The sequence below is a fragment of the Streptomyces sp. AM 4-1-1 genome (assembly GCF_029167625.1).
Classification (GTDB): Bacteria; Actinomycetota; Actinomycetes; order Streptomycetales; family Streptomycetaceae; genus Streptomyces.
This window is the reverse complement of the sequence record NZ_CP119145.1, coordinates 3,469,665-3,488,908: the sequence shown is the minus strand read 5'-3', so window position 1 is coordinate 3,488,908 and position 19,244 is coordinate 3,469,665. Positions and strand designations below refer to the sequence as shown.

At 68.1% G+C, this 19,244-nt stretch carries 17 protein-coding genes and 1 riboswitch; of the genes, 8 read left to right on the top strand and 9 right to left on the bottom strand.

The window, feature by feature from the left end; all coding sequences use genetic code 11:
- Positions 1–216: 216 nt before the first annotated feature.
- Positions 217–1,602, top strand: coding sequence for a serine hydrolase domain-containing protein (locus PZB75_RS14920; protein ID WP_275535780.1), 1,386 nt, complete (start codon positions 217–219; stop codon positions 1,600–1,602).
- Between the two features lie 236 nt (positions 1,603–1,838).
- On the opposite strand, the gene PZB75_RS14915 is transcribed toward PZB75_RS14920, so the two are convergent.
- The 5 genes from PZB75_RS14915 to PZB75_RS14895 form a co-directional block, all read right to left on the bottom strand.
- The gene (locus tag PZB75_RS14915) at positions 1,839–2,291 is read right to left on the bottom strand and encodes a GNAT family N-acetyltransferase (RefSeq protein ID WP_275535779.1); all 453 of its coding nucleotides are present in this window, start codon (positions 2,289–2,291) and stop codon (positions 1,839–1,841) included.
- An 85-nt stretch (positions 2,292–2,376) separates the two neighbouring features.
- The gene (locus PZB75_RS14910; RefSeq protein ID WP_275535778.1) at positions 2,377–3,246 is read right to left on the bottom strand and encodes a GNAT family N-acetyltransferase; all 870 of its coding nucleotides are present in this window, start codon (positions 3,244–3,246) and stop codon (positions 2,377–2,379) included.
- 234 nt (positions 3,247–3,480) lie between these two features.
- Positions 3,481–3,960 (bottom strand): NUDIX hydrolase, encoded by a 480-nt coding sequence (locus PZB75_RS14905; RefSeq protein WP_275535777.1) that lies wholly within the window; start codon positions 3,958–3,960, stop codon positions 3,481–3,483.
- A gap of 102 nt (positions 3,961–4,062) precedes the next feature.
- Positions 4,063–5,196: a cystathionine gamma-lyase gene (locus tag PZB75_RS14900; RefSeq protein WP_275535776.1), complete on the bottom strand. Its 1,134-nt coding sequence runs from the start codon at positions 5,194–5,196 to the stop codon at positions 4,063–4,065.
- A gap of 131 nt (positions 5,197–5,327) precedes the next feature.
- Positions 5,328–5,705, bottom strand: coding sequence for a phage holin family protein (locus tag PZB75_RS14895; protein WP_275535775.1), 378 nt, complete (start codon positions 5,703–5,705; stop codon positions 5,328–5,330).
- A gap of 68 nt (positions 5,706–5,773) precedes the next feature.
- On the opposite strand from PZB75_RS14895, the gene PZB75_RS14890 reads away from it, so the two are divergent.
- The 4 genes from PZB75_RS14890 to PZB75_RS14875 all read left to right on the top strand — a co-directional run bounded on the left by PZB75_RS14890 (position 5,774) and on the right by PZB75_RS14875 (position 8,128).
- Positions 5,774–6,091 (top strand): cupin domain-containing protein, encoded by a 318-nt coding sequence (locus PZB75_RS14890; RefSeq protein ID WP_275535774.1) that lies wholly within the window; start codon positions 5,774–5,776, stop codon positions 6,089–6,091.
- 127 nt (positions 6,092–6,218) lie between these two features.
- Positions 6,219–6,425: a DUF5326 family protein gene (locus tag PZB75_RS14885; protein WP_275538718.1), complete on the top strand. Its 207-nt coding sequence runs from the start codon at positions 6,219–6,221 to the stop codon at positions 6,423–6,425.
- A gap of 393 nt (positions 6,426–6,818) precedes the next feature.
- Entirely contained in the window at positions 6,819–7,589 is a 771-nt protein-coding gene (locus PZB75_RS14880) for a helix-turn-helix domain-containing protein (protein ID WP_343286239.1), read from the top strand.
- Positions 7,590–7,690: 101 nt separating this feature from the next.
- Positions 7,691–8,128 carry an SsgA family sporulation/cell division regulator gene (locus PZB75_RS14875; RefSeq protein WP_275535772.1) on the top strand — a complete coding sequence of 146 codons (438 nt, stop codon included), beginning with the start codon at positions 7,691–7,693 and terminating at the stop codon, positions 8,126–8,128.
- A gap of 187 nt (positions 8,129–8,315) precedes the next feature.
- On the opposite strand, the gene PZB75_RS14870 is transcribed toward PZB75_RS14875, so the two are convergent.
- Positions 8,316–9,770: a YibE/F family protein gene (locus PZB75_RS14870; protein WP_275535771.1), complete on the bottom strand. Its 1,455-nt coding sequence runs from the start codon at positions 9,768–9,770 to the stop codon at positions 8,316–8,318.
- Between the two features lie 71 nt (positions 9,771–9,841).
- Positions 9,842–9,975, top strand: a riboswitch (TPP riboswitch).
- Between PZB75_RS14870 and thiC the strand changes: the two genes are divergently transcribed.
- Entirely contained in the window at positions 9,968–11,761 is a 1,794-nt protein-coding gene (gene thiC / locus PZB75_RS14865) for a phosphomethylpyrimidine synthase ThiC (protein WP_275535770.1), read from the top strand. (Overlaps the previous riboswitch by 8 nt.)
- A 352-nt stretch (positions 11,762–12,113) precedes the next feature.
- Here thiC and PZB75_RS14860 read toward each other — a convergent pair whose 3' ends face one another.
- The 3 genes from PZB75_RS14860 to PZB75_RS14850 all read right to left on the bottom strand — a co-directional run bounded on the left by PZB75_RS14860 (position 12,114) and on the right by PZB75_RS14850 (position 15,705).
- Positions 12,114–12,962, bottom strand: a complete 849-nt coding sequence (locus tag PZB75_RS14860; RefSeq protein ID WP_275535769.1) for a hypothetical protein — start codon at positions 12,960–12,962, stop codon at positions 12,114–12,116.
- Positions 12,963–13,145: 183 nt separating this feature from the next.
- On the bottom strand, positions 13,146–14,378 hold the full coding sequence (locus PZB75_RS14855) for a metallophosphoesterase (protein ID WP_275535768.1): 1,233 nt from the start codon (positions 14,376–14,378) through the stop codon (positions 13,146–13,148).
- 205 nt (positions 14,379–14,583) lie between these two features.
- Positions 14,584–15,705, bottom strand: coding sequence for a LacI family DNA-binding transcriptional regulator (locus tag PZB75_RS14850; RefSeq protein ID WP_275535767.1), 1,122 nt, complete (start codon positions 15,703–15,705; stop codon positions 14,584–14,586).
- Positions 15,706–16,142: 437 nt separating this feature from the next.
- Here PZB75_RS14850 and hisC point away from each other — a divergent pair, with 437 nt between their 5' ends.
- Together hisC and PZB75_RS14840 are read left to right on the top strand one after the other, a co-directional pair.
- Complete coding sequence (gene hisC / locus PZB75_RS14845; protein WP_275535766.1) at positions 16,143–17,222, top strand: histidinol-phosphate transaminase; 1,080 nt, start codon at positions 16,143–16,145, stop codon at positions 17,220–17,222.
- 504 nt (positions 17,223–17,726) lie between these two features.
- A complete protein-coding gene (locus PZB75_RS14840) occupies positions 17,727–19,238 on the top strand; it encodes a cytochrome ubiquinol oxidase subunit I (protein ID WP_275535765.1) in 1,512 nt (503 codons plus the stop codon).
- Positions 19,239–19,244 lie beyond the last annotated feature (6 nt).

Here is a 19,244-nt window from a genome sequence, read left to right as displayed (position 1 = left end):
GAAGTCGGCGGTGAGTTCGGAGATTCAGCATCTTCCGGACGGTGGCGTCCAGTCAGCCTGCTACCGCACATCTCTGGGTACAGCCGGATTTCACTGGCCGGGTCGAAGTGATCCGCAGCCCGGATTCCGGGGGCGGTCGGCGGTTGTCGTGCGCAGTGCCGGGGCTCACGGCGTGAAACGCTCGCCAACCGGTCCCTTCGCGGGTACGTCTTGACCATGACTCTCTCTACCGAAGATCTGCTTCCCAGTACCCGGCGCGCACTGCTGCACCGTATGGCCGTCGGGCAGTCCGAAGGCCGGGTGCCCTCGATCGTCGGAGGTGTGCGGCGGGACGGTCGACTGGTCTGGAGCGGGGCCCGCGGCGATATCGCCGCTGATGCGCCCGAGGCTGATCACCAGTTCCGGATCGGTTCCATCACCAAGACCTTCACCGCTGTACTGGTGCTGCGTCTACGGGACGAGGGGCTGTTGGATCTCGATGATCCGCTGGAGAAGCACCTGCCGGGTACCGGGGTCGGCACGGTGACCATTCGCCAGCTTCTCGGGCACACCGCGGGACTGGCCGCGGAGACGCCTTCTCCCTGGTGGGAGCGGACGCCTGGTGCACTCCGTCCCGAGTTGGCCGATGTCCTCGGTGAACGGCCTCGGCCGCATCGCCCCGGGCACCGGCACCACTACTCCAATCCTGGGTACACCCTGCTGGGCTCGTTGATCGAGGCGGTACGCGGAGCTTCCTGGTCGGACGTGCTGCGTCGCGAGGTCCTGGAACCGCTGGGCTTGCACCGTACGAGTCCGCAGCCCCAGGCACCGCACGCCGATGGCTGGGCCGTTCATCCCTGGGCCGACGTCATCCTGCCCGAACCTGCCGAGGACCTGGGACTGATGGCGCCGGCCGGTCAGCTCTGGTCGACCGTCAGCGACCTCGGCCGCTTCGCGTCCTTCCTCGCCGAAGGGGACGACCGGGTGCTCGGGGCCGCCTCTCTGGCGGAGATGCGTCTACCGGCCGCGCCGATGGACGGGGACGAAGAGGGCACCTACGGGCTGGGGCTTCAGATCGTACGGAAGGAGGGGCGCACGCTCGTCGGGCATACGGGCTCGTTGCCCGGGTTCCTGGCGGCTCTGTGGCTGAGTGTCGAGGACGACATGGCAGCGGTCGTGCTCGCCAATGCCACCTCCGGAGTAGCCATCGGTGACCTTGCGGCCGATCTCGTTCGGATCGTGGCCGAGGCGGAGCCCCGTATCCCGCGACCGTGGCGCCCGCTGCCCGAGGCGGAGGCCGATCCGGAGCTGCTCGCGCTGACGGGCGCGTGGTACTGGGGCACCCGTTCCTACGGTCTGACATTGGTCCGGGGACGTGGGGTTGAGCTGAGGCCGCTGCACGGCAGTGGTCGTGGTGCGCGATTCGTGGCACGCCCGGACGGGACCTGGACCGGCCTGGACGGCTACTACACGGGAGAGATCCTTCGTGTGGTCCGGCGTGCCGATGGTTCGGTCAGCCACCTGGATGTGGGGTCGTTCGTCTTCACGCGAGAACCGTACGACTCTCAGGCGGGGGTTCCCGGTGGTGTGGACGCGGACGGCTGGCGAGGTATCGGCCTCTGACCGCAGGGAATTCGCGCGGTGTCTGAGAGACCGGCGGCCTGGTCCGGTCATGTTTCACGTGGAACATGACCTACTCGGTGGCCGGGCGCTCACGCTGTCACCTCCTTCACTTCCCCTTCCAATGGAGTGCGGAGACTCGCTGTTCCACCGATACGGTCGGACGGATGTTGCCCGCCCACCGGTCCACCACTTGAGGTCGGCCTCGACAGGCGTGGCGCACATGGCCAACCCTGTGCTCAGAGCGCGAGCTTGAAGCCCACGTGGCTCGCGGTGAAGCCCAGCCGTTCGTAGAAGCGGCGTGCGTCGGTGCGGGTCGCGTCCGATGTCAGCTGGACCAATTGGCAGTCCCGCCGACGGGATTCGTCCACGGCCCACTGGATCAACCGGGTACCGAGTCCGCCGCCACGTTCGCCGCTGTGGACCCGCACACCCTCGATGATCGAGCGGGTCGAGCCCCGTCGTGAGAGGCCCGGGACGATCGTGAGCTGAAGGGTGCCGACGATGTGCCCCCCGCGCACGGCGACCACCAGACGCTGGTTCGGGTCGTCGGCCAGCCGCTGGAACGCGGAGCGGTACGGTTCGAGGTCGTCCGGCGACTCACGCTGGGCGCCCAACGGGTCGTCGGCGAGCATTGCCACGATGTCCGGGATATCGCCGGGTACCGCGGCTCGGATTTCCAGATCGCTCATGATCGGCAGACTACGCGGAGACCTTCACCCGTTCGACCACCCTCACGAGGCCGATTCGGGCTTCCGTGGCTGTCTCGCCGAGCGGTCAACCCATGGCGATCGTCAGGGGTGCGAAACGGCGCGTCCAGTCCCCGGGCAGGCCGCGCGGGGACTGGTATGCCATCAGCGCTGTGCCGCTGCCCTGTGTCATGCCATGTTCCACGAGCCAGCTCGTCAGCTCCTCGTGGCGGGCGTCGATGTCGATGCGCAGAGGCCGGTTCGAGACCGCGGCCAGTGAGGTGATCAGTGCCTTGGCCGTTTTCGGATTCCCGGCGACGACCGGGCCGACCGTGTGGAACTCCGTACTCGGCCAGGCCGCCGCGTAGCCGACCAGCTCGCCACCTTTCTCGGCGATGTGCAGATGGTCCGCGAAGGCCGGCAGCCGGGCGAGGACATGCATCCGGTCGGCGCCGAAGACCTCGGCGTCCAGTCGCAGGATCGCGTGCAGGTCCTCGGCCGTGGCGGACCGGGTGGTCACGGCGAACGACTCGACCGTCGGCCGGAAGAAACCACTGAGCCGATCGCAACGGCCCAGGACGTCGAAGCCCAGCCCTTCGTAGAGCGGCTTCCCCTGAGCCGTTGCGTAGAGCGAGAGCGGCGCGCCCTCGGCCGCGTCGATCACATGGCGCATCAGACGGCGAGCGACTCCCTGACGGCCATACCTCCCGGCCACGAGCATCGTGCCGATCGCGGCGAGCCGGGGGCCGTAGGACGTCAGCACGCAGACGGCCGCCAAGCCCTTGTCCTCGGGATCATCGATGCCGTATCCCGCCCCGGCGGAGAGGAGCAGGCCCCATCTGTGCTCCTCGCGCGGCCACCCGCGGTCCTCGGCGAGATCTGCGCAGGAGACCAGGTCTCCTCGGGTGAGCCGTCGAACGGGCAGTTCGGCGAGGGGGCGAGGTGATGGGTTGAACATGAGCATCAGGCTGTCGGACGCGGTGATCTTTCGTCCAGCGCTTTGGCGGAACTTGTCCGGAGTCACGACAACCGGCCTCAGTCGGCTCGCCCCGACTCCTCCAGGGACTGTGGACCCGTGGTTCACGGTTTCCTTGATGCCGGAGCGGCCGTGTTTCACGTGAAACACGGCCGGATGGCCAACGCCGGTGTCCAGGGGCATGGCCGGTCCCGGAGAGCACTTCGAGGGTTCGGCTCAACCCAGATCGGACGCCTGCATGGCTCGTACGCCTTCGATGTTGCCGTCCAGATAGTGCCTCAGTGAGAGCGGTACGAGATGGACGGCGGCGATCCCGACCCGGCTGAACGGCACCCGCACGATCTCGTACTCCCCGCACGGCTCGTCGATCTCCGGTCCGTGCCGTCGCGCCAGGTCCATCGAGGCCAGTCGGCAGACGAAGAAGTGCTGCACCTTCACCCCCTTCACCCCGGCGCCCGCGATGTGTTCCACAGTGTCGACGAAACAAGGGACCACGTCGACGATCTTCGCACCGAGCTCTTCGTCCACCTCGCGGTGCAGGGCGTCGACCACGGTGGCGTCCTCCGGCTCGACCCCGCCGCCCGGCGTGATCCAGTACGGGTCGACGCCTGGTTTGGTGCGCTTGATGAGGACGAGGTCGTTGCCGTCGAGCAGGATGGCACGCGCGGTTCGCTTGACCACTGGGCGTTCGGTCATGGCAAGAGAGTGGCCCGCCCGACCCGTTCTGAAACTCCTTTCCGGCCCACGACCACCAGGGACCCACGGCGCGCAGCAGCCACTCGGGTTCCCACGGGTGTCTCAGCGGACGGGCCGGACGGCCTCACCAAGCGCTCGTTCGACATCGGCGATCAGGTCCTCGTGGTCCTCAGCACCCACCGAGAACCGGATGAAGCCCTCGGGCACCGCGTCCCCACCCCAACGACGGCGTCGCTCAGCGGTGGACCGTACGCCTCCGAAGCTCGTGGCATCGTCGACGAGTCGTAGTCCCGACAAGAAGCGTTCCGCGCTTTCCCGGTCGGGCAGCACGAACGACACCACGGACCCGAAGCGACGCATCTGCCGTACGGCGTTCGGATACGACGGGTCGGTGGGCAGTCCGGGATAGCGCAGTCCGGTCACCTCCGGACGTCCGGACAGCGCCTCCGCGAGTGCGAGAGCGTTCGCGCACTGCCGGTCGGTCCGCAAGTGCAGCGTCGCCAGCGAACGATGGGCCAGCCATGCCTCCATCGGCCCCGGAATCGCACCGACGACCTTGCGCCAGCGTCGTACCCCGGCCGCCAGCTGAGGATCGCGGCAGGTCACGTGGCCGAGAAGGATGTCCCCGTGACCGGTCATGCCCTTGGTGTCACTGGCCACGGAGAAGTCGGCACCCAGCTCAAGCGGGCGCTGACCGAGCGGAGTGGCCAGTGTGTTGTCGACGGCGACCAGAGCCCCCGCCGAGTGGGCCGCCTCGGCCAGTCGGCGCACATCGCACACATCGAGCCCGGGATTGGACGGTGTCTCCAGCCACAGCAGCTTGGCCCCCTCCAGGACCGCCAGCTGGGCGTCGCCGCCGGTCGGCGCGGTTCGCACCTCGACGCCGTACGCCTCCAGCTGCTCGCGCACCAGGGGCAGCGCCTGGTAGCCGTCGTCCGGCAGCACCACCGTGTCCCCCGCGCGTGCCTGGGACAACAGCACGGCCGCGACCGCAGCCATCCCCGAGGCGAAGACCGTGGTCTCCACCGCTTCCCCCGGTGCCTCCAGCTCGCCGATGGCCCGCTCCAGAAGCGTCCAGGTCGGATTGGTCTCCCGGCCGTAGGTGTACGGGCCGACCGGTTCTCCGGACAGATGGAAGTGTGCCGCGAACACCGGTCCCGGCAGGGTGGGCTCGTACTGCGCCGGCGCGGGCAGCCCCGCCCGTACCGCTCGTGTTCCGTCACCCATGCTGTTCATCCGCCTCTCACCTTCGGTGGCCCGTCCGGCCCCGGCCCGTGGCGCACGGCCGCCGGGTGCGGCCGTGGGGCACAGGTGGATCGTACGACCGAGCCGGACCGCCGCCCGGTGGCAGCGGCGGGGTCCGACGCTCAGTCCTCGTCGGGCAGGACGACGTTCAGCGCCCAGGACACGATCGAGATGATCAGGCCGCCGAGCACGGCCGTCCAGAAGCCGTCGACATGGAAGCTCAGATCGAACTGACCGGCCAGCCACGAGGTCAGCATCAGCATCAGCGCGTTGATCACCAGGGTGATGAGCCCCAGCGTGAGGATGAACAGCGGCAGTGTGAGCAACTGCACCACCGGCTTGACGATGAAGTTGACCAGCCCGAAGATCAGGGCCACCACGATCAGGGTCAGCGCCTTCCGCCCGGTGCTGCCGCCCTCCAGAGTGATGTCCTTGAGCAGCCAGATGGCCACGGCCAGCGCTCCCGCGTTGGCGATCGTCTTGACTACGAAATTCTTCATGTGTCTGATCGTGGCAGACATGATCAGTGGCGGACACCGGTGGAACAGGCTCAAGGGGCGGACACACGATGAAGGCATTCAGGCTGGACGAGCTGGAGGCGGAACGAGCCGCCAACAACGGCGCGTATCTGCAGTTCGTGCGGGAACGGAACATGTCCGTCGGCCTGTACGCCCTCGACGCCGGCGAGCTCGACCCCCAGCAGCCGCACAGTCAGGACGAGGTGTACCTGGTCGTCAGCGGCCGAGCCTCGATCACGGTCGGTACGGAGACCACGCTCGTGGGCCGGGGGAGCGTGGTGTACGTACCGGCCGGTGCCACCCACAAGTTCCACCACATCACGGAGGACCTGCGGGTGATGGTGGTCTTCTCCCCGCCGGAGGGCTGAGCCGTTCTCTCAGGGACACCTAGGGGATCGATCAGGGGAGTTCAAGGGCTCCTGTCGGCTCTTCGGCCACCTCCGCGCCTCTAGCATCGAAGCAGGCACTCATAGAGACGAGGTACGGACGATGGCGGTGCGGGAGATATTCGCGGGGATGCCCTGGTGGGTGAAGTGGGTCGCGGTGCCCGTCATCGCCATCGTCGTGTTCGGCGGGCTGATCGCCAGCATCGTCGGGTTCGTGATCGGCCTGCTCTTCAAGGCCCTGATCTTCGTGATCCTGGTCGGCGGGCTCATCTTCGTCGTCCGGAAGGTCATGTCCTCGTCGAGCCGGGACTGGTAGAGGCGGGCCTGGCCCGAGAACCAGCGAGCGAGGGCCGCCACCGCGGAGACCGGTAGTGGGCGGACCGGCGGCGCGCGGGGGCCGACAGGGCGCGGGGGCCCTGTGGCCCGGGACCCGGCAGTCGGGCACGGTGAGCGAGGGCCGTGACCAGGAGCGTGTGACCGGTACGGCAATTAGACCAGCTGAGCTAAGCAGCCAACGAAAGCACCATCCCGGCGTGGGCTCCCGATACAGTGACATATCGCTGCCGCCGCCCGGGAGAGACACCCTTCTGTCACCACCTGACCTGTGGTTTGTACGACAGTTCGGTCCGGACCCCGAGGCTTCGGCAGCCCTGTGGGGGCGGCCCCCATGGGAGGGCTGACAGCCCGTCACCATGCCTGGGGGTGACCTTTGACCACGGCATCGAGTACCACTGTCCCGACGTTGATCGGTTCGGTTCAGCGGGCACTGAGACTGCTGGAGGCTGTGGGCGCCCATCGCGACGGAGCGCCCGCGAAGCAACTGGCGAGGGAGGCGGGGCTGCCTCTGCCAACCGCCTACCACCTGTTGCGCACGCTGACCCACGAGGGATATCTCCGCAGGGAGAAGGGCGTCTTCCTGTTCGGCGCCGCGACCGAGCGACTGGGGGGCAACAGGCCCCCGCACCCTCGTCGAAGCAGAATCGTCGAGTCCCTGGAGCAGTGGCGCGACGCCATCGGGGCTCCGGTGTACTGCGCGGTCTACCGCGAGGGCGAGATCGAGCTCATCGGAGTCGCGGACACCCCGGCCTCCCCCGCGGTGGACGAATGGGCCTCGTTCCGCGAGACGGGTCACGCGCACGCAATCGGCCAATGTCTGCTCGGCCAACTCGATGAGAAGGCCCGCGAACACCATCTCGACCGTTACCCGGTGCGACCACTGACGCGTTACTCCGTACGAGACCGTCAGTCATTTCTTGAGCGTTTGAGATCGATGGAACGCATGGAACCTGTCATCGAACGACAGGAATATGCCTTAGGAACTGTCTGCGCCGCCATTCCCATCACGGCGGGCTCAACTGCCGCCGCAATGGCGGTTTCTCTCCCTCTGGAACAAGAGGAACGGTTGCTCCCCGCAGTCGAACAACTACGTGGCGAAGTGTCGAGCCTCTTGCGCTCGTTCGTGTTCTCTATCAGTATCTGAAAAATCACTCCTTGTGATCTGCTATCGCGTGCACCACGATGGCGTCAATAGGGCCATGGGGGATCATTCCTGGCCAGTTTCATCTACTGCGGGGTTGAACGATGCGCGAGTCGGTTCAAGCAGAGGTCATGATGAGCTTCCTCGTCTCCGAGGAGCTGTCATTCCGAATCCCGGTGGAGCTCCGGTACGAAGTGAGCGATCCGTACGCGATCCGGATGACCTTCCATCTCCCGGGTGACGCCCCCGTCACCTGGGCTTTCGGTCGTGAGCTGTTGCTCGACGGCCTCAACAGTCCAAGTGGTGACGGCGATGTGCACATCGGGCCCACCGAGCCGGAGGGGCTGTCGGACGTGCACATCAGGCTTCAGGTCGGTGCGGACCGTGCGCTCTTCCGGGCCGGGACCGCTCCTCTTGTGGCATTTCTCGACCGCACGGACAAGTTGGTGCCGCTCGGTCAGGAGCACACGTTGGGTGACTTCGAGGGGAGTCTGGAAGATGCACTGGGGCGCATCCTCGCCGAAGAGCAGAACGCCGGCTGAGCGCCGCCGTCCTTAGCTCGTAGTTCCGTCGGCCTGGGCCAGCTCTCCGCCGCCGTCCGCACCGCCGTCCGTAGCGTCCGCCCGCAGACCCGACCTGTGCGGCCCGCGCTGCCTTTCCGTCCGTCGTTCCGCCGTTCGTGGCATCGCGCACAACGGCCGCTGCGGCAGTCCCCGGTGGTGTACACGGTCACGGTTTGCGACGTCGGCCTCTTCCGGTCCGTGCGGGTGCCGAAGCTCCTGCTTCCGCGCCGAGCCCTGTACGGTCCGCGGAGACCACCAGCGCCGCGAGAACGGTCGTCACCGGCACCGAGGCGACCAGACCGATCGAGCCGACCAGCGTCCGTACGATCTCCTCCGCCACCAACTCGCTGTTGGCCACTGTCCCCACACCGCTCTCAGCGATCGAGAACAACAACAGCAGTGGAAGCGCGGCGCCCGCATAGGCGAGCACGAGCGTATTGACGACCGAGGCGATGTGGTCGCGGCCGATCCTGATCGCCGCCCGGTAGAGCTTCCGCGCGCCCATCGCCGGATTCGCCTGATGCAGCTCCCAGACCGCCGACGTCTGAGTGACCGTCACGTCGTCCAGCACGCCCAGCGAGCCGATGATGACCCCGGCCAGCAGCAGCCCACTCATGTCGATGCCCGGGTACAGGCCGTGGATGAGTCCGGTGTTGTCGTCGGTGTTGCCGCTCAGATGCGCCCAGCCGATGAAGAGGGAACCGAGCAGTCCGATCAACAGCAGGGAGATCAGTGTGCCGAGCACGGCGACGGATGTGCGGGCCGTCACCCCGTGGCACATGTAGAGGGCGATCAGCATGATGGCTCCGGCCCCGACGACCGCGACGACCAGGGGGTTCGACCCCTGAAGGATCGCCGGGAGAATGAACAGGGTCAGCACGGCGAACGACACCGCGAGCGCGACCAGCGCCATCACCCCGCGCAGCCTGCCCACGACGACGACGGCGAGCGCGAACACCCCGGCCAGCAGCGCCATCGGGAGCGCCCGGTCCACGTCCGTCACGGAGTACTGGAGATCGTGGGGCGCGTCGGGCGCGTACGCCACCACCACTCCCTGGCCCTGGCTCAGTTGACGCGGTGAGTCGGGCTGGACGACCTCCACGAAGGTGCGGCCCTTGTTCCTGCCGCTCGTCACCTTGACGGTGGCCTTCTTGCACAGGCCCGACGCCGCGTTGACCGCCTCGCGCCCAGAAGGTGTCGAGGTGTCACCGGTCGGAGGCACCTGGGCGGCGTTCACGTCCTCGCAGGCGACCCGTTCGACGGCCACCACCTGGGCCTGTTCGGTCTGCCGGTCGAAGCCGACCCCGGTGCGTTCGTGCGCCGGGGCGCCGCCCGGCCAGAGCGCCACCAGGCCGACCACCACGGCGGCGGCGAACGGGATCAGCACGGCCGCGATGACTCTGCGCAGATGCGTGGACACCGGAGCGGCCGGGCCATGGCTGTGCGCGTGGCTGTGTGCGTGACCGTGCGGCTCGGGTGCCGGATCGCGGCCCGGACGACGAGCGGCACCGGCACCTGAGCGCGCACCGGCATCAGAACCGGCGCCCGCCACAGAAGCGCGGCCGGCGGTGGAATCGGGAGCGGTGGGCACGGAATCGGAAGAGGTATGGGGGGACGTCACCGGCCGATCATCGCAAGTGCGGCAGGGGCCCTCTGTTCAGCACGCCAGGTAGGGCGCTAGCGTGGTGACACCTTTGCACACGCGGGAGCTCGGAGCACCGGGCTGAGAGGGCGCTGATCTCCGTACAGCCGTACGGGACATGCTGCGCCGACCGCCGAACCTGTTACCGGGTAATGCCGGCGTAGGGAGTAGGTCTCATGACCACATCGGACGCACGCACGCCTGCTTCGGAACCGAACGCGCCCAGCGCGACCGGCGACGAGGCCGGGAAGTCCATCGGCTGGCACAAGGGATACGTCCAGGGTTCGCGCCCCGACCTCCAGGTGCCGGTCCGTCAGGTGCACCTCACCAACGGCAAGGACGTGACCCTGTACGACACCTCGGGGCCGTACACCGATCCCGCCGTCGAGACCGACGTCCGCCGGGGGCTCTCGCCGCTGCGGGAGAAATGGATCATCGCCCGGGGGGACACCGAGGAGTACGCGGGCCGGCCCGCGCGGCCCGAGGACGACGGGCTGAAGCACACCGCGCCGCGAGGCGGGCTGCGCAACCTCGACGCGGTCTTCCCCGGCCGCCCCCGTCAGCCCCGGCGCAGCCGGGACGGGAAGCCGGTGACCCAGCTCGCGTACGCCCGCAGGGGCGAGATCACGCCCGAGATGGAGTACGTCGCGATCCGGGAGAACGTCGGGCCCGAGGTCGTACGCGAGGAGATCGCCGCGGGCCGGGCCGTTCTCCCGGCCAACGTCAACCACCCGGAGATCGAGCCGATGATCATCGGGAAGCGGTTCCTGGTGAAGGTCAACGCCAACATCGGCAACTCCGCGGTCACGTCCTCCATCGAGGAGGAGGTGGACAAGATGACCTGGGCCACCCGGTGGGGCGCCGACACGGTCATGGACCTTTCCACCGGGCGCAACATCCACACCACCCGTGAGTGGGTCCTCCGGAACTCCCCCGTGCCCATCGGGACCGTCCCCCTCTACCAGGCCCTCGAAAAGGTCGACGGCAGGGCGGAGGAGCTGACCTGGGAGATCTACAAGGACACGGTCATCGAGCAGGCCGAACAGGGCGTCGACTACATGACGGTGCACGCGGGGGTGCGGCTGCCGTACGTACCGCTGACCGCTCGACGCAAGACCGGCATCGTCTCCCGGGGCGGTTCGATCATGGCCGCGTGGTGCCTGGCGCATCATCAGGAGTCCTTCCTCTACGAGAATTTCGAAGAGTTGTGCGAAATCCTCGCCACGTACGACGTGACGTACTCCCTCGGCGACGGACTGCGCCCCGGCTCGATCGCGGACGCCAACGACGAGGCACAGTTCGCCGAGTTGCGCACCCTCGGTGAGCTCAACAGCGTCGCCAAACGGTTCGGTGTCCAGACGATGATCGAGGGGCCGGGGCACGTCCCGATGCACAAGATCAAGGAGAACATCGACCTCCAGCAGGAGATCTGTGAGGAGGCGCCGTTCTACACGCTCGGCCCGCTGACCACGGATGTCGCCCCGGCGTACGACCACATCACCTCGGGCATCGGCGCGGCGATGATCGCCTGGTGGGGGACGGCGATGCTCTGTTACGTCACTCCCAAGGAACACCTGGGCCTGCCCAACCGGGACGACGTGAAGACCGGCGTCATCACCTACAAGATCGCGGCACACGCGGCGGACCTGGCCAAGGGACACCCTGGCGCGCAGGACTGGGACGACGCGCTGTCGGACGCCAGGTTCGAGTTCCGCTGGGAGGACCAGTTCAATCTGGCGCTCGACCCGGACACGGCAAGGGAGTTCCACGACGAGACGCTGCCGGCCGAACCCGCCAAGACCGCGCACTTCTGCTCGATGTGCGGGCCGAAGTTCTGCTCGATGAAGATCTCCCATGACATCCGCCGGGAGCACGGCGGATCACAGGCGGAGATCGAGGAGGGCATGGCGGAGAAGTCCAGGGAGTTCGCGGCGGCCGGGAACCGGGTGTACCTGCCGATCGCCGACTGAGCCCGCCGCCCGCGCCGCCCCCGCTGTCCTCGCCGTTCGTTGAGGGGGCTGCCGGTGTGTTCGTCGGACCGGCGCGGTCAGCTGAGAGGATGTTCGGCTGCCCGCACCGGTCCCGGGATCGGGGTGCGAGGCCGCCCAGGGGTGCGATGGCGTGTCGAGATACACAGTCGCGTGGAGGCACACGGTCGTGTCGGGGCGCGCGGTCGCATCGGGGCGCGCGCCGGTCTCGTGGTACGGAGTCGCGGTCGGGGACGGGACTGTGGCTGTGGGCAGGTCAGTGGCCGTGGGGTGGTTGCGTGGCTGTGCGTAGGGTTCACGGTCGTGGGGCGGGTCCGCCGACCGGGCGCCCGTCTCACTCCGGCTGGTGGTCGGGGCCGCCGAAGTCCGGGCTCGTGAAGTCCGGACTGGTGAAGCTCGGCCGCGGTCCGGCCGCCGGGCCGCCGCCCGGACTGGAGAAGTCGGGGCCGCTGTAGCCGACCTTCGGTATGCGGTTCGGCGAACGGCGTGGGGTACGGGAGGCGAGGCCGGCTCCGGGGTCGTCCATCGCGTCCCGCAGAAAGGGCAGGATGCCCCGCTCCAGCAGCGCGTGCCGCCATGCCTCCCTGGCGCGCGCCACATCCTCCGGGAACTCCTCCTCCTCGTCCGCCGCCGGCAGCGACGTCACGCCGTTGCGGAGGGCGGTGACGAGCAGGCCGCCCGCCGCGACCAGGATGGCCGCCGCCATGACCGCCGCGAAGAACCAGCCCGCGAAGATCATCGTTCCGGCGAACGCCGGAGTCGGGCTGAGCAGCTTGAGCAGATAGCCGATGAGGAGGAAGATCGCGGCCGAGGCGCCCGCGAGCAGCGGCGTCAGCACCGTGATGACCGCGCCCACCCCGGCGCCCACCCCGGGCCCTTCTTCCGGTTCGGGCTCGGCGGCCGGATCGAGGACGGGGTCGAGGATCGAGTCGTCGGCCCTCGGTGCCACGGGAGCGCGGAGTTCGCCGCGTACCTTCACGTAGTGCTCGTACTCGGCCGCCGCGGCCGCCGTGATCGCCGCCGTGGCGTTCAGGGCCATGGTGCGCAGTTGTTCCGGGTTGAGCCGGTCGCCTATTCGGGCCAGATCTGGCCGTTCGTGAGCATGACGCACGGCGTCATCGAGGATCCGCTCGTATTCGGGGCGGTCCTCGGCCAGCAGGTGCGGAGCGCTGTTCATGTGCATCCCCCGATGCTCCGTTGGGCCTGTATGCCCGCATTGCGCCGGGCAGTTGGGCGGAAACGGAGGAGAGCCTGCTACTGATACGCCGATGGTAGAGCGCGTACGGCACGCGTTGACAGGGGGTTTCCGGAAATAGGCCCAGCGGCCTGCGCGGTCGGACGGGGAAGTCTCTTCCCCCGAACCGCCTCAGTCATGCAGGGGGAGCTGAACGACCAGCAGCTTTCCGGCCATGGTGACGCCACCGTCCATGGCGATGGCCAGTCCGTCCGCGTACACGTGCGGACCGTCCACCGTCGGACCCGCGCTGTCCTCGCCGTCCTCCGAGCCGACCTCCCCCAGCAGATACGGAATGGGGCTGTGACCGTGGACGACGCGTCGGCCGCCGTACGTCGACATCAGTTCCCTGACGGCCTGCGCGCCGCCCTCGTCCCGGAAGGCGAACCGCTTGGTGAGCTTGCGGAAGAGGTCCCAGCACTCGTCGGGGTCGTTGCGCGTGAGGATGGCGTGGACGGTGTCGTTGACGTCCTCGATGGTGGAGCCGTAGTCGAGGTACGCCGTGGTGTCGGAGTGCATCAGCAGATGCCCGTCCTCCTCGACGACCGCGTCCAGCCGGGACATCCACTGGAGGTGGACGTCCTGCAGCCGCTCCATGTCGGTCTTCTGGCCTCCGTTGAGCAGCCAGGCGGCCTGGAAGGTGGCCGTGCCCGCCCCTGAGTTGACCGGGGTGTCGCCGAAACGTTTGGCGCCGATCAGCAGCAGCTCGTGGTTGCCCATCAGGGCCTTGCAGTAGCCCCCGGCCGCGGCGGCCTCCGCGGACAGCCGCATCACCAGATCGATGACGCCGATGCCGTCCGGCCCGCGGTCGGTGAAGTCGCCGAGGAACCAGAGGCGGGTGTTTCCCGCGGTCCAGTTGCCCTCGGCGTCGACGATCCCCTGTTCGGCGAGAGCGGCGACGAGCTCGTCGAGGTACCCGTGCACGTCACCGACGACGTACAGCGGTCCGCGCCCCGTCTCGGGGCCGGACCCGGGCCGGGGGCCCGGCTCGACCCGCATCCGGACGGTGTCGCCGCGGTTGATGACCGGGAGATCGCGTTCGGTGGGGGTGTAGCCCTCCGGTGGCTCGTCGCTCGGTACGGCGTTGCCCGGGTGTGAGGTGTACGGCGGCATCGGCGGAGGCGAGATCTGTGACATCTCCGCCGGCCTCGACATCTCTGCCCCCTGCGGCATCCCTGCCAGCTGGGACATCTCTGTCACCTGCGGCAGGGGTGCCACCTGCGACAGCGGTGTGACCGCGTGCGGCGGCGGAGGCGCGGGGGCCTGCACCGCCTGTTCCACCGGGGCCTGCGCATACGGCGGAACGCGGAAATCGCGCAACGTCGCTGTCCGCACCACGGGTTCCTGACCGGCCCCCTGAGTCATCGACCCCTCCACCACCGTCGCGCCGCCGTACACCTGACGGGCCCTGCCTGGTCGGGGTGGTCCGCGGTGTCGTGCGCCCATCATAGGAATGCGGGTCGTGCTCTGTGACGCACCAGGGGCGATGAATCCGGAAGCACCCCCGTTCAGAGGTCGTTTGGTCCGGAATGGGGGGATCGGTTCTCTGTCGTTCTTCGGCCGATTCTGCTCAGTCCCCGGCAGGGGAACGCGGGGGGCTGACCGTGGTGCGGGGTGGACGGCGCTGCGAAGAGGTCCTGATGATGAGCTCGGTCGGTATCACCTGTTCCACCGGTCCGTCCTGATGGACGCCCTCGATGGCGTCGATGAGGAGCTGGACGACCGCCGTGCCGATCCGGCGTGGCTTCAGCGAGAGGGTGGTGATGGGCGGCTCCGTGCTCGCGTACACCGTGGACTCGCTGCAACAGACCAGCAGCAGGTCCTCGGGGACCCGCAGGCCGTATCGGCGGGCGGCGGCCAGCAGGTCGGTGCCGTTGGGGTCGAAGAGGCCGTACACGGCGTCCGGACGGTCCGGACGGGCGAGGAGGCGATCGGCCGCGACCGCGCCCGCACAGGGGTCGTGGGCGGGGTAGCACTCGTACACCGGGTCCTGCCCCACGCGTTCGCACCAGTGCAGATAGGCGCTGGTGGAGAGGCGGGTGTACGTGTCCGTGGTGTTGCCGGTGAGCAGGCCGATGCGGCGTGCTCCGGCGGCGGCCAGATGGTCGAGGAGTCCGAGCACGGCGGCCCGGTGGTCGTTGTCGACCCATGCGGTGACCGGGAGGCTCCCGGCCGGGCGGCCGTCCGAGACGACGGGAAGGCCCTGGCGTACGAGTTCGATGACGACCGGGTCATGGTCGGAGGGGTCGATGACGACGGTGCCGTCGAGCGCGACGTTCGACCAGACGTCGACAGTGCTGTGACGTGAGGTGGCGGGCAGGATGACGAGGGCGTACCCACGCGCGAGCGCGGCGGAGGTGGCGGCTCTTGCCATCTCCGCGAAGTACGCGAATTCGGTGAAGGTGAAAGGTTCATCCCCGTACGTCGTCACGGTCAGGCCGATCAGGCCGGACTTGCCGGTACGGAGGGTTCGGGCCGCGGCGGAAGGGCGGTAGCCCAGGCGCTCGGCGACCTCGCGGACATGTCGGCGGGTGGCGTCCGGGAGCCTGCCCTTGCCGTTGAGCGCGTCGGAGACGGTCGTGATGGAGACTCCTGCCGCGGCGGCGACATCCCGGATGCCTGCTCGCCCTGGCCGGCCATTGCGCCGGGGTGTCTCCGTCCGGCTCACCTGGTGCTTCCCTGCTGCTGTCATGGCGAGCCGATAGTAGGGCTCGCGAGGCGAGTCCGGCCGATCGCATATGCACGCGTTGACAGGTACGTTTCTGCATGGTCATCCAGGCACAAATGCCATACATACCAAGGGATTTCGGGGGTCTGAGGGGGGTATGTCAAGAGCCGATCGGGGCGGGCCAATCACATGCCCGCCGCTGCGAGGTGGCTTCAACTCACCTCTTCGGGGGACGCGCGCCACGGAGTGAGCCACCGGCGCGCGTGGGAAAGGGAAGTGCTCCCCCGGATTCGCGGTCCGCTTGAGGGGCGTCGGTCCGGCTCGCGGACGCCGATCCCACTCCCGGTTCCGGCCCGGCCGGATCGGCGTCCGAAATCCTCGGAACGCCCATTCGCAGCGGGGCGCAATCCTCTTAAGGTGAACAGTATTGATGTGTACGAACGGTCGAGGAGGAACCTGCGGTGAGCGAGACGAGCCCCAAGCTGCGTACCGAGCTGGACGGCATCCCCGCCTATGTGCCGGGGAAGCCGGCGGCTGCCGACGGCCCGGTCGCGTTCAAGATGTCCTCCAACGAGAACCCGTACCCGCCGTTGCCCGGTGTGATGGAGACGGCGCTCGCCACCGCGGCGCGGCTCAACCGCTACCCGGACATGGCGTGCACGGACCTGGCCAACGAGCTGGCCGACCGCTTCGCGGTGCCCGTCCCGCACCTGGCGTTCGGCACCGGTTCCGTGGGCGTGGCGCAGCAGCTGCTCCAGATCACTTCCGGTCCGGGTGACGAGGTCGTCTACGCCTGGCGGTCCTTCGAGGCGTACCCGATCATCACCCAGATCAGCGGCGCGCGGTCGGTGCAGGTGCCGCTCACGGACGGCCAGGTCCACGACCTCGACGCGATGGCGGACGCGATCACCGACCGGACCCGGATCGTCTTCGTCTGCAACCCGAACAACCCGACCGGCACCGCGGTACGGCGGGCCGAGCTGGAGCGCTTCCTGGACCGGGTGCCCCGCGATGTGCTGGTGGTGCTGGACGAGGCGTACAAGGAGTTCGTCCGGGACCCCGAGGTGCCGGACGGCATCGAGATCTACCGGGACCGGCCCAATGTGGCGGTGCTGCGGACGTTCTCCAAGGCGTACGGGCTGGCAGGTCTGCGGATCGGGTTCGCCGTGGCCCATGAGCCGGTGGCCGCCGCGCTGCGCAAGACCGCGGTTCCGTTCGGGGTGAGTCAGCTCGCCCAGGACGTCGCGGTCGCCTCGCTGCGGGCCGAGGACGAACTCTTCGGTCGGGTCGGCGCACTGGTCGGCGAACGCGAGCGGGTGTACAGGTCGCTGGTGGAGCAGGGGTGGGAGGTGCCGGAGACCCAGGCGAACTTCGTCTGGCTCCGGCTCGGGGACCGCACGGTCGACTTCGCGGCGGTCTGTGAGCGGGCCGGCGTGGTGGTGCGGCCGTTCGCGGGTGACGGCGTGCGCGTGACGATCGCGGAGACCGAGGCGAACGACCTGTTCCTGAAGGCCGCGGAGGCGTACCGCAAGGAGCTGTAGGCCGGGCTCGCCGCTTCGGGGTCTTGCTCCGGGCGTGTCGTCCTGAACGCTGCTTTGCTCCGGAGTGTCGTTCTGCTCGTTGCTTTTGTTCCGGACCTGTCGTCCTGATCGTTCAGTGTTCGCGGTTCGCGGTTCGCGGTCAGTGTTTCGCGTTTCCGTGTGTGCCGGTGGCCCCGGACCTCGTCGCCCCGAGGTCCGGGGCCACCGTGCTGTCGCGGCGGAGTCGCAGGCTTCGGATCGGCGACCGGCCTTGGATCGGCGACCGGGCGGGGTTCGGCTCGGCGGGAGTCGGCGGGTGGGACGGTCCGGCGGCCGCGCCGGAATGCGGCGGGATCGTGGCGTGCGTCCTGGGAGGGGACCCCCTTGAAGGACCCGAAAGTCTGTGCGCCATAATGCTTGTGAATGTGAACGCGTTCACAAGCGTGTCCCGTTTTCTCCTGTGATCAGTGGGATTGAAGGGGCGAAACGAGACCTGCGGACACGGTGACGTAAGGAGAAGACGACGTGGACCTGGCTCTGGCGCCGGAGACCCTGGCGCGATGGCAGTTCGGTATTACGACCGTCTACCACTTCCTCTTCGTCCCCCTGACGATCTCGCTCGCCGCGCTCACCGCGGGGCTGGAGACCGCGTGGGTACGGACGAACAACGAGAAGTACCTCAGGGCGACCAAGTTCTGGGGCAAGCTCTTCCTGATCAACATCGCCATGGGTGTCGTCACGGGCATCGTCCAGGAGTTCCAGTTCGGTATGAACTGGTCCGACTACTCGCGCTTCGTCGGTGACATCTTCGGCGCTCCGCTCGCCTTCGAGGCGCTGATCGCCTTCTTCTTCGAGTCGACCTTCATCGGGCTGTGGATCTTCGGCTGGGACAAGCTGCCGAAGAAGATCCACCTCGCCTGCATATGGATGGTCTCGCTGGGGACCGTGCTCTCCGCGTACTTCATCCTCGCGGCCAACTCCTGGATGCAGCACCCGGTCGGCTACCGGATCAACGAGGAACGCGGCCGGGCCGAGCTGACCGACTTCTGGCGCGTGCTCACCCAGAACACCGCGCTCGCCCAGTTCTTCCACACCATCACGGCAGCGTTCCTCGTCGGCGGCGCCTTCATGGTCGGCATCGCCGCCTTCCACCTGGCGCGCAAGAAGCACATCCCGGTGATGCGCACCTCGTTGCGGCTCGGGCTGATCACTGTCGTGATCGCCGGAATGTTCACCGCCATCAGCGGTGACCAGCTCGGCAAGGTCATGTTCAAGCAGCAGCCGATGAAGATGGCGGCGGCCGAGGCACTGTGGGAGGGCGAGCACGGGGCACCGTTCTCGATCTTCGCGTACGGGGACGTCAGCAAGGGCCACAACTCGGTGGAGATCTCCGTCCCGGGCATGCTGTCCTTCCTGGCCGACGACAACTTCCACTCGTACGTCCCCGGCATCAACGACACCAACAAGGCGGAGCAGGAGAAGTTCGGGCCCGGCGACTACCGGCCCAACATCCCGGTCGCGTTCTGGGGCTTCCGCTGGATGATCGGTTTCGGGATGGCGTCCTTCGCGATCGGTCTGCTCGGACTGTGGCTGACCCGGAAGAAGTTCCTGCTGCCCCAGCACCTGCGGACCGGTGAGGACGAGGTCCCCCGCCTGGTGCTCTTCCGGAACAAGACGCTCAGTCCGAAGTTCACCAAGCTGTACTGGATCGTCGCCCTCTGGACCCTCCTCTTCCCGCTGATCGCCAACTCCTGGGGCTGGATCTTCACGGAGATGGGCCGCCAGCCCTGGGTCGTGTACGGCGTGCTGCGCACCCGGGACGCGGTCTCCCCCGGTGTCTCGCAGGGCGAAGTGCTCACTTCGATGATCGTCTTCACCCTGCTCTACGCGGTGCTCGCCGTGATCGAGGTCAAGTTGCTCGTGAAGTACGTCAAGGCCGGACCACCGGAACTCACGGAGTCCGACCTCAACCCGCCCACCAAGATCGGCGGCGACGATCACGACGACGCCGACCGCCCGATGGCCTTCTCCTACTGAGAGCAG

Coding starts and splice junctions, on each gene's coding strand:
- PZB75_RS14920 (WP_275535780.1), top strand. CDS start 217: ATGACTCTCTCTACCGAAGATCTGCTTCCCAGTACCCGGCGCGCACTG.
- PZB75_RS14915 (WP_275535779.1), bottom strand. CDS start 2,291: ATGAGCGATCTGGAAATCCGAGCCGCGGTACCCGGCGATATCCCGGAC.
- PZB75_RS14910 (WP_275535778.1), bottom strand. CDS start 3,246: ATGTTCAACCCATCACCTCGCCCCCTCGCCGAACTGCCCGTTCGACGG.
- PZB75_RS14905 (WP_275535777.1), bottom strand. CDS start 3,960: ATGACCGAACGCCCAGTGGTCAAGCGAACCGCGCGTGCCATCCTGCTC.
- PZB75_RS14900 (WP_275535776.1), bottom strand. CDS start 5,196: ATGAACAGCATGGGTGACGGAACACGAGCGGTACGGGCGGGGCTGCCC.
- PZB75_RS14895 (WP_275535775.1), bottom strand. CDS start 5,705: ATGAAGAATTTCGTAGTCAAGACGATCGCCAACGCGGGAGCGCTGGCC.
- PZB75_RS14890 (WP_275535774.1), top strand. CDS start 5,774: ATGAAGGCATTCAGGCTGGACGAGCTGGAGGCGGAACGAGCCGCCAAC.
- PZB75_RS14875 (WP_275535772.1), top strand. CDS start 7,691: ATGCGCGAGTCGGTTCAAGCAGAGGTCATGATGAGCTTCCTCGTCTCC.
- thiC (WP_275535770.1), top strand. CDS start 9,968: ATGACCACATCGGACGCACGCACGCCTGCTTCGGAACCGAACGCGCCC.
- PZB75_RS14860 (WP_275535769.1), bottom strand. CDS start 12,962: ATGCACATGAACAGCGCTCCGCACCTGCTGGCCGAGGACCGCCCCGAA.
- PZB75_RS14855 (WP_275535768.1), bottom strand. CDS start 14,378: ATGACTCAGGGGGCCGGTCAGGAACCCGTGGTGCGGACAGCGACGTTG.
- PZB75_RS14850 (WP_275535767.1), bottom strand. CDS start 15,705: ATGACAGCAGCAGGGAAGCACCAGGTGAGCCGGACGGAGACACCCCGG.